Annotated in this window: 9 protein-coding genes and 1 pseudogene; 3 read left to right on the forward strand and 7 right to left on the reverse strand. The window is 66.6% G+C overall.

Annotated elements, in window-relative coordinates; translation table 11 throughout:
* Nucleotides 1-170: 170 nt before the first annotated feature.
* On the reverse strand, nt 171-731 hold the full coding sequence (locus I6U14_RS02130) for a hypothetical protein (protein ID WP_296896507.1): 561 nt from the start codon (nt 729-731) through the stop codon (nt 171-173).
* A gap of 179 nt (nt 732-910) precedes the next feature.
* On the opposite strand from I6U14_RS02130, the gene alaC reads away from it, so the two are divergent.
* Together alaC and I6U14_RS02140 are read left to right on the forward strand one after the other, a co-directional pair.
* Entirely contained in the window at nt 911-2,167 is a 1,257-nt protein-coding gene (gene alaC, locus I6U14_RS02135; RefSeq protein ID WP_296896509.1) for an alanine transaminase, read from the forward strand.
* A gap of 221 nt (nt 2,168-2,388) precedes the next feature.
* On the forward strand, nt 2,389-3,705 hold the full coding sequence (locus tag I6U14_RS02140) for a homoserine dehydrogenase (protein ID WP_296896511.1): 1,317 nt from the start codon (nt 2,389-2,391) through the stop codon (nt 3,703-3,705).
* A 67-nt stretch (nt 3,706-3,772) separates the two neighbouring features.
* Here the strand turns inward: I6U14_RS02140 and I6U14_RS02145 are convergent, their stop codons facing one another.
* The 6 genes from I6U14_RS02145 to I6U14_RS02170 all read right to left on the reverse strand — a co-directional run bounded on the left by I6U14_RS02145 (nt 3,773) and on the right by I6U14_RS02170 (nt 8,324).
* Nucleotides 3,773-4,315, reverse strand: a complete 543-nt coding sequence (locus tag I6U14_RS02145) for a Slp family lipoprotein (protein ID WP_296896513.1) — start codon at nt 4,313-4,315, stop codon at nt 3,773-3,775.
* A gap of 184 nt (nt 4,316-4,499) precedes the next feature.
* Nucleotides 4,500-5,801: a chloride channel protein gene (locus I6U14_RS02150; RefSeq protein WP_296896515.1), complete on the reverse strand. Its 1,302-nt coding sequence runs from the start codon at nt 5,799-5,801 to the stop codon at nt 4,500-4,502.
* A 153-nt stretch (nt 5,802-5,954) separates the two neighbouring features.
* Nucleotides 5,955-6,293, reverse strand: a complete 339-nt coding sequence (locus tag I6U14_RS02155) for a TusE/DsrC/DsvC family sulfur relay protein (RefSeq protein ID WP_296896517.1) — start codon at nt 6,291-6,293, stop codon at nt 5,955-5,957.
* A 259-nt stretch (nt 6,294-6,552) separates the two neighbouring features.
* Complete coding sequence (cas6, locus tag I6U14_RS02160; RefSeq protein ID WP_296896519.1) at nt 6,553-7,239, reverse strand: type I-MYXAN CRISPR-associated protein Cas6/Cmx6; 687 nt, start codon at nt 7,237-7,239, stop codon at nt 6,553-6,555.
* Nucleotides 7,240-7,291: 52 nt separating this feature from the next.
* On the reverse strand, nt 7,292-8,050 hold the full coding sequence (locus I6U14_RS02165) for a hypothetical protein (protein ID WP_296896521.1): 759 nt from the start codon (nt 8,048-8,050) through the stop codon (nt 7,292-7,294).
* A gap of 82 nt (nt 8,051-8,132) precedes the next feature.
* Nucleotides 8,133-8,324, reverse strand: coding sequence for a sulfur relay protein DsrC (locus I6U14_RS02170; RefSeq protein WP_296896523.1), 192 nt, complete (start codon nt 8,322-8,324; stop codon nt 8,133-8,135).
* Between the two features lie 828 nt (nt 8,325-9,152).
* Between I6U14_RS02170 and I6U14_RS02175 the strand changes: the two are divergent.
* A pseudogene (locus tag I6U14_RS02175) lies at nt 9,153-9,649 on the forward strand (sulfite reductase, dissimilatory-type subunit alpha); the annotation flags it as partial.

Raw genomic sequence — 9,649 nt, forward strand, 5'->3', positions numbered from 1 at the left:
CGGGGGGGGCTAGGGGGTGGGGGGTGGGGGGGGCCTGGTGGCAGGGGCTGGGCCGGTGGTGGGGGTGGGTGTGCGGGGGGGGGCGGCGGGCGGGGTGTGGGTGGTGGTCCGATGGCTGCTGGCTGGGCGTGCGTGCGGTGGACGCGGCGGGGGCGGGGCCTGGCTCGGCTTCAGGGCTGGATGCGAGCACGCAGTCGTGTCAGGTCCAACAGCGCGCCGGGGCCGTCGCCGTCCGTGCTGCGATAGGCCGGCAGCGTCATGCCCGTGCCGATGGGCGGCCAGGGCGGCGGCGGATGCAGCCACCCGCCGCCTGGGCGGCGCATGTGGCTGCGATCGCTCGCGAAGCCCAGCCGGTAGTCCGCTGCCGACATCACCCGGAACAGCGGCGCCAGAGGTGCGGGCCAACGTTCGGCGCCGGGGAGACTACCGGCGAGCCAGGCAGCGGCCGTGACTGGGAGGCCGAGTCTGGTGTCGAGGTCCCAGATGCGTGTTTGGGCGTCCATGACCACCACGTGATAATCCCACCAGCAAAGCGCGCCAGGCGGCACTGCCCGCTGCGCTGCCAACGGACAGGCTCCCTGCCGATTCAGCACGAACAGCACCCATCGCGGCTCAGGGCCCAGGGCCGGATCCGCGCACAGCCACCAGGCGTTCTCCTCACAGTAGAAGGGTTGGTAGCGCAAGCGGGCTCGCTCGGTGCTGTCGGAGAGGTCGGTGTCAGTGTTGATCACGGCGATGCAGGCGACCGGTAAGCTCGGCCGCGCTCGGGTGTGGGGCCGCCGGGGAGCCATGCGGGCATCGGCGGCTCCCCAAGGTGTGGCGGCGACGACAGGCGCCGGCGTTTGAATCCGCCGGTGCTGCGGTTACACTCTGGTGCTTTTACCGCTGCGCGCAAGGCCGAGGTTTCAACGTGGTCGCCCCCAAGCCCAATTTTCGCCGCATCGAGCGGCTGCCGCCCTATGTCTTCAACATCGTCAACGAGTTGAAGGCCGCGGCACGGGCCCGAGGCGAGGATATCATCGACTTCGGCATGGGCAATCCGGACCAGCCGACGCCGCAGCATATCGTCGACAAGCTCACCGAGGCCGCGGGCCGTCGGGATACGCATCGGTATTCCGTCTCCCGCGGCATTCCGCGGCTGCGCCGGGCCATCACCCGTTGGTATGCGGACCGTTACGGCGTCGAGCTGGACCCGGCGACAGAGGCCATCGTCACCATTGGCTCCAAAGAGGGCCTTGCGCACCTGGCCTTGGCCACCATGAGCGCGGGCGACACGGTGTTGGTGCCGAATCCGGCATACCCCATCCACCCCTACGGCTTCATCATCGCCGGCGCCGACGTGCGTCACGTGCGCCTGACGCCGGAGGTGGATTTCTTCGAGGAGCTGCAGGACGCCATCCAGAGCTCCTGGCCGCGCCCGAAAATGCTGGTGCTGAACTTCCCGGGCAATCCTACCACCACCTGCGTAGAGCTCGACTTCTTCGAGCACGTTGTGGCGGTGGCTCGGGAGCACGGCATCTGGGTGGTGCATGACCTGGCCTATGCGGATATCGTTTTCGACGGTTACACAGCGCCGTCCATCTTGCAGGTTCCGGGCGCCAAGGACTTGGCCGTTGAGTTCTTCTCCATGTCCAAGAGCTACAACATGCCCGGCTGGCGTATCGGCTTTATGTGCGGCAACCCAGACCTGGTCGCAGCGCTGGCGCGCATCAAGAGCTACCTGGACTACGGCACCTTTACGCCGATTCAGGTGGCGGCAATTCATGCGCTGGAGGGCTCGCAGCAATGCGTCGCCGACATTCGCGCCATGTATCAGCGTCGGCGGGATTGTCTTTGCGATGGCCTGAACGACGCCGGCTGGTCTGTGCGCAAGCCGAAGGCCACCATGTTCGTTTGGGCGCGCATCCCGGAGCAGTACCGGCACATGGGCTCGCTGGAGTTTTCCAAGAAGCTCCTGCGCGACGCGAAGGTGGCCGTATCTCCCGGGATCGGCTTTGGTGACTACGGTGACGACCACGTGCGCTTCAGCCTGATCGAGAACGAGCATCGCACCCGTCAGGCCGTACGCGGTATCAAGCAGATGTTCCGTGAGGATGCCCGCGCCGCCGAGGGCGATCAGGAGGCTGCCGGTCAGGCGGCCCCGCGGGCGGAATCGCAGCCGGCCTGAGGAGATGCTGGTTGTTGGCCTTGCGCGGCCATAATCGGCATGGAACCGGAAGATGCGGTCTGACGATTCCTTCATGTCCAGTGCCTGAGCGGCAATGAACATGGCCGGGCGTCCTGCCCGGCGGGCGCCGCCGGATCGTTCAGCGGAGCCCTGAGTGCGGCGGCGGCCGTCCGGTCGTCCACAGATTCCGCCGGGACACACAAACGACACGAGGATAGACGATGGAACCCGTGAACATCGGACTTCTGGGGCTCGGCACCGTTGGCGGCGGCACCGTCACGGTGCTCACCCGCAACGCTGCCGAGATCGCCCGACGCGCTGGTCGCGGCATCCGCATCGCCCATGCCGCGGCGCGCAATTACGACCCAGAGCGTATTACCGGGCTCGACGCCATCGGCCGCATTGGCGAGGATGCCTTCGCGGTGGTGGATGACCCAGATGTCGCCATCGTCGTGGAGCTCATCGGCGGCTACTCTCCGGCGCGGGAGCTGGTGCTGCGGGCCATCTCCAATGGCAAGCATGTGGTGACCGCCAACAAGGCGCTCATCGCCCTGCACGGCAACGAGATCTTCGCGGCAGCGCAGGAGCATGGTGTCACCGTCGCCTTCGAGGCCGCCGTCGCCGGCGGCATCCCCATCATCAAGGCGTTGCGCGAAGGCCTCGCGGCCAACCATATCGAATGGATCGCCGGCATCATCAACGGCACCGGCAATTTCATCCTCACGGAGATGCGCGACAAGGGGCGGGACTTCGCCGACGTGCTGGCCGAAGCGCAGACGCTCGGCTATGCGGAGGCCGATCCCACCTTCGACGTCGAGGGTATCGACGCCGCGCACAAGCTGACCATCCTGGGGTCACTCGCTTTCGGCATTCCGCTGCAGTTCGACAAGACCTTCACCGAGGGCATCAGCGGCATTCAGGCCCAGGATGTGGCTTATGCCGCTGAGCTTGGTTATCGCATCAAGCATTTAGGGATAGCCCGGCGCGCCGCGGACGGTATCGAGCTGCGCGTGCACCCGACGCTGATCCCGCATCGCCGACTCATCGCCAACGTCGACGGCGTCATGAATGCGGTGCTGGTGAAGGGCGATGCGGTGGGCCCGACGCTCTACTATGGCGCCGGCGCCGGTGCGTTGCCCACGGCGTCCGCCGTGGTCGCAGACCTGGTGGACGTGGTGCGCGTGCTCACCACGGACCCCAATAACCGGGTGCCGCACCTCGCCTTCCAGCCGACGGAGCTGGCGGACACGCCGGTGCTGACCATGGAGGATGTGGAGACCGCCTATTATCTACGGCTCACCGCGCTGGATCGCTCGGGCGTGATGGCGAGCATCGCCGGTATCCTGGGCGAGGAGGGCATCAGTATCGAGGCCATCCAACAGAAGGAGCCCGCCCCTGGTGAGACGCATGTGCCGCTCATTATGCTCACGCACCGCGTGCGGGAGGCGGACATGAACCGGGCGCTGGCTCGGATCAAAGCGCTGGAGGCCGTGCAGGGCGAAGCGGTGCGCATCCGCATGGAGATGCTTGCCGGCTGAGCCGTCGGCAAGCGGTAGAGGGCCGTGCGTACGGTGGGGTCGGAGCCCTGGCTTCCTCCCTCTGCGCTTACCAGTACCAGGGTCGGTACCAAGGGCCGCCATACCACGGATAGGGGCCCCAGCCGGGCCAGGCGGCCCCGGGCCACGGCTCCGGATACCAGGAGGGCCAGTCCGGCTCCGGCGCTGGCCACAGGTGCTTGCCCGTAGCCCTCACGACCGGGTAGCGGTAGGGGTAGGCGCCGACCTCGCGCGTCTCCACGCCCGCCAGCACGCCTGTGACTGTGAGCAGCCTGTCCTTCGGGTATTGCGCCGGGTCGAGGAATCCATCGAAGCGGGCGATGAAGCGCCCGAATGCGGCTGACTCGGCCGCGACGTCCGGCTCAGGCCTCCCCGTCGCGTCCAGCGGGCGCGCGAGCAGCTCCACATCCGTTGTCTCCGGGCTGTTGCGCACAGCAAGAATGCTGCCGCCCCAACGCACGGTGCTGCCGCGGTGGCGATCCGGTGCCGCCCGGGCTTCGCCAGCCGTGAGTGGCGCAGCCGAGGGCGTGCGGATTTCCGCCGGCATCCTGGCCGCACAGCCAGCGAGCAGCAGCACGGGGACGGCGACCATTAGTATCCAGCTCGCCGGTTCGGATGCGACTCTCGCCCCGGCGAGGCGGGCTCTGCATGCGTTGCTGTAACCGCGTCGGCGAGTCATATACCTCCCACGGTGCTGTGCATTCAGCGTGCTTGCGATGGGTTGCTTCCTCATCGGGATAATGTCCAGGATACGCGGGTGAGGCGCTGCCGCCCGATCAGGTCCGCCCTGTACCACCCTGCTCCCGCGCCACGAGCATCTGTGCCAGGGAGTGATAGAGCGGCTGTGGGCTCAACAGAAAGGACACGCCGTAACCGATCATCGCGGCGGTCATCAGCGCCAGCAGCGTGTTCTGGTCGTCGGTCATCTCCATGACGATGACGAAGCCCGTGATGGGCGATTTCACGGCTCCGGCGAAATAGGCCACCATGCCGAGCAGCACCATCAGATTGAGCGGTGCGACGGGCAGCAGCCGGTGCAGGTCTGCGCCGATCCCGGCGCCGGTGGAGAGTGCCGGTGCAAAGATGCCACCCGGGATGCCGCTCAGGTACGACGCCAGCGAGGCGATGAACTTGTAGAGCGGATAAAGCGGCGCTGGGGCTTCGCCGTCGATGACGAGCGCTTTGGCGACGTCGTAGCCCGAGCCCATGGCGGCATAATCTGTGAGCGCCCCCATCAGCACTAGCACGGCACCGCAGACGAAGGCGACGCCGAGTCCGTGTGTCGCGACCAACGGCGCCATCGCCCGGGAGAAGCGCAGCACGAGGAAAGCAAACAGGCCGCCCGCAAGACCCGCCACCACGCCACAGAGCACCACTGCGGCCCAATCTCCCGGCCCCTGGGCGCTGCCCGCCGCAGCAGTGCCGAAGTAGTAGCGCTGTTCCATCAGCAGCATGGATACCAAGGCGGACAGTACCACGGACAGCACGACGATACCCGCGAGCCTGGAGGTGAAGCCACGCAGCATTTCCTCGAAGGCGAACACGACGCCGGCGAGGGGCGTGTTGAAGGCCGCCGAGATTCCCGCAGCTCCGCCGGCCAGCAACATGCCCCGCGCCATGTAGTCTGCCGGGAAGCGGGCCAAACGCCGCATCGAGTACATGATGGCCGCGGCCACGTGCACCGTCGGCCCCTCGCGGCCGATGGAGGCCCCGCAGCTTTGCCCGAGGAGGGTCAGCAGGATCTTGCCGCCCGCAAGCTTGAGCGTCAGGTATTTGTCCTTGGCCCGCAGCTCCAGCGCGGCGATGACTTGGTTGATGCCGCTGCCTTCGCTGCCCGGAAAGAAGCGTCGGGCAAGCCAGACGACCAGCACCAACCCGAGCGGCGTGACGAGCAGCGGCGCCATTGGCTCGGCAGCGGCCATTTGGGAGAACAGGCGGTTGGCCTGCTCGCTCAGCACGCCGAATGCGGAGGACACCGCGCCCACCAGCAAGGCGCCCAGCAGAAAGGCGAAGCGCACGCGCCAGGCATGCCGCGACAACAGCACGTGGCTGATGTAACGGCGGCGGCGCAGCTTCACGTCCCGATGGAATTGTGCGGGTCAGGGCCGCGCCGGTACGGTGCCCCGGACCCGGTGGCGGTCAGCGCGTGCGTATGCCGGCGGCTCACGCAAAAAAGCCGGCGCTGGGCCGGCTTGGTCTTGATCGCTCGCACGTGGCCCGTTGCGGCCGGGTCAATAGCCGCCTTTGCGATGGACCTCGGGCAGGCCCGCGACCTTGGTGCCCTGCTTCGTGGGGGCAAGCGGGAAAAGCTTGTAGACGTCCTTGCTGGAGGGCTTGGAGCCCCAGATCTTGCCCAAGTCCTTGAGCAGTTGGCGCTCCATGGGTTGGTTTTGGTTGTTGTTGAAGTACTCGTCGCGCAGGTACTTGATGATGTCCCAATGCTTATCCGTAAGCTCGATGCCTTCGATTTCCGCCAGGGTCTTGGCGATGTCCTCGTCCCAAGCGGTGGGATCGGTCAGATAGCCACTCTCGGTGGTCTCGATGGTCTTGCCGTTGACTTCGATCGACATGGGTTGGGGCTCCTCTCGTCGTCGCCGGCCGCAGCAGGATATCGGCGCCGGCCGGCGCGGTCTTCTCAAATCTTTTCTATCGGGCTGCGCTCGGACCCCATCCGCCGTGCGGGTGGCCCGCGGGGAGCTGCGATGGGCGCTCCCGGGCGCAGGGATCGGTTCCGGGTGCAACGGTTGCTGCGTTGGCCGCGTCTGCGAACATCACGACCCGCTTATATTAGTGAGTTGCGGCAGCCAAGTCATCCACTTGGGGCAGCGGCTATTGCGGCTTGTGCACGGCGTCGATGCCCTTGTGCGGGATGAAAATGCCGCAGCCCATGAGCCGGTGCGGGCCCAGGCCCTGCTGCTGCAGCCGCAGTGATTCCTCAGGCTTCAGGTCTGCCAGCATCAGGCTGCGCGTTGACACGGGGCCGTCGGGCGTGGTGAGCGGAGTCTCCTTGCCGCAGAGGGCCTTGCGGACGCGCACATCGACCTGTCGCGCCAGCGTGTCCGCGGCCCAGCGCAGGAATGCCGTCTCGTCGCGCTCGGCGGGGCCTGCGACATAGCGCGCGAAGAGGGTTCGCTCTTTCGCAAGCGACCGCGGCTTGCCGGCGCCGATGGTGAGCGCCGCGCCACCGACATCGACGGTGCGACCCTCGAGCGCGTGCTTGAGGTCTGCCAGCCGTTCCTCGGGCACCCTGATGCTGAGCTTGGTGCGCCGTGACAGCAGCAAATGCTCATCCACCGAGTGGCTCGGGCGCTCCCAGCCGTTTTGGGAGCCCGCCACATGGATCGTGTGAATGCCCCCGCCCGTCTGCGCCAGCCAAGGTACGGCTTCGAGCAGCGCCTGACTCAGCACATAGGCGTGGTCCACCGGAATGGAGCGGCACTGCAGGGTGAACAGCACGTCCACCACATCATCCGCGACGGTGAGCTCGGGGGTTTCCTCTTCGTCCTGCCAGAACATGTTTCGTTGCCGCAAATGTTATTGAAGTCGTGCCGAGTCAGAAGGATGAGACTCAGTCAGGCAGTCGCGCCTGCAAGGCTTCGCGGTCGAACCACCACTGATCCTGAACCAACACGTCCACGACATTGCGCAGGCGGACCAGGAACTTTTCCGGCTCGCGCAGCTCGAGGCGGTCGCGCCAGAGGTCGAACGCCTCCTGGGAATCGACCTCGCTGTGGCGCCGGGCCACGTTGGAGAGCATCTGCGAGGTGAAGAACACCAGGTTGTCGCGCTGGGTGCCCTCCGCACGAACGTCGGAGAGAAAGAGGGCCGTCGTGGCGGCGACTGCTGCGCCGTCGGCATCGTCAGGTGTTTCCTCCACAACGTGATTCAACAGCTCGATGGCCAGCTCGACGTCGATGGGGTAGGTCACAGCCAGCCAGATGCCCTGGCCGAGGGCGACGAGAGAGTCGGGCTGCTCGGCGCGGAACAACACCTCGCAACAGTCGGCCGCAGACTCGAACTGCTCTTGGTCCATGAAGGCGTCGAACGCCTCGCGCCCGAGCGGCCAGGCCTGCTCGCCGCGGCCGAGACCGACCAGCGTGCGCGCCATCGCGAGCTTGGCATCGGCAAGGCGTGCCGCATCGGCGCCGACGCGCTTCAGAGTTTCGAAGTCCTCCTGCAAGGCAAGCAGGTGCGACTCCAACGCCGCTTCTTCGGCTCCCTGCCGTGTGATGGATTCGGCGGCGGTGTCGGTCAAGCGGTTGGTGATGTCGTAAGCCTTCATGGGGATCGCCTGGTGGGGGTTCGCCGGGTCGAGACTCGCTTGCATGCGCGGTGTCCTCGTCGTCGCTGGGGCTGCCTGTGCTCGGTTCTGCCGGTCGGTGCTTGCGCGGTGGGCGCCGGCGGCGCCGTCAGCGGATGAGGCCGCTGAACGCGGCTTCGAGCCGTTCCTCCCAATCCTCCGGGGTGTCCGGGTAGGGAGGCTTCACATCCATCCGGAAGAAGCGCTCGCCGGTGCGGGCGGCGTCCTGCACCGCTTCTTGGAGCGCCGTGAAGCTTTCGATGTCCTTGCGTGAGACGAGGATCTCGCTGAGTTTCAACATACCTGTGCTGCCTGGTGCATCCCTTCCCGGTGGCCGGGTGGGGCGGTGGTTTGAAGAGTCGGCGCAACGACAGGCGCAGCTCGACTCGGTGGCGCATACCTCGGCGATCGCCGGCCGCCGAGGCGGTGAGCTGCAGGTCTGCGCGCATCCCTGGGCGGCCAGAGCCGGTGGCGTGGCGCTCCCGGTTTGGCCGAGCCGACGGCCCGCCCGGCTTCGGGCGTCTGCTGAGCCGACTCGTGGTCTTCCAGGGGTCGCGGAACTTCTGTGTATCGTGTCTGTCCCGTCGTTGCTTCTGGGCGGATATGTGCTGACGGGCGCCGAGGAATACAACGCGCCGCCCGTGCCCGACGCTTCTCGGCCGAGCCGCAAGCGGGCCGAAAATCAGTGGGTATTAATATTAGAGTACGTTGACATTATCAGGGGGGCTGGCTAGACTCTCCGGGCTCTGGCGCGGCCTGGGGTGGGGTGCGCTACGCTGTTGAGCACGCAGTAAAAAAAGTACGGCGGTCAACTATCCCCAAAGGGATAGGCAGGCTGCCTCCCCCCACCCCCAACGTGGAGTGTTTGCAACCGCCTTGGCTGGTTATAGTGGACGCCGCAATGCGGACTGATCGGGGCGATGCGGGTCGGGAAGTATCGTTTGAAGGCTTCCCGCCCGGCAGCGGTCTAGGGGCAACCGTCTAGGGGCAACCGGAGGATGCGGCCTAGCCGACGCTGCGAAGTCCGCCAGCAGACCACAACCCGGGCTCTCAGGCCGGCGGCGCGCGCTGCCGATCGTTGGGCTCGACTGCTTTGATTTCATCTGACCTCTACGGGAGATTCAGCGACATGGCGATCGACAAGCACCAGACACCGATGCTCGATCAGCTGGAGGACGGCCCTTGGCCGAGCTTCATCTCCGGCATCAAGCGTCTGCGCGACGAGCATGGCGACACGCGCATCAACGAGATCACGAACGACCTCCTCGGCCAGCTGGAGCACTCCTACGAGACCCGCAAGGGCTACTGGAAAGGCGGCACCGTCTCGGTATACGGCTACGGCGGCGGCATCATCCCGCGCTTCTCCGAGGTCGGTAAGGCCTTCCCCAAGTCGAAAGAATTCCACACCCTGCGCGTGCAGCCGCCGGCGGGGAACCACTACACCACCGGCATGCTGCGTCAGCTGGCTGACAGCTGGGAGAAGCACGGTTCGGGCCTGGTGACCTTCCACGGCCAGACCGGCAACATCATGTTCATCGGCGCCGACACCCAGGCGACCCAGCACTTCTTCGACGAGATCAACGACTACGGCTGGGACCTCGGCGGCGCCGGCCCCTGCGTGCGCAC

Source organism: Thiohalocapsa sp. (assembly GCF_019695415.1).
In the GTDB taxonomy this organism is placed as follows: domain Bacteria; phylum Pseudomonadota; class Gammaproteobacteria; order Chromatiales; family Chromatiaceae; genus Thiohalocapsa.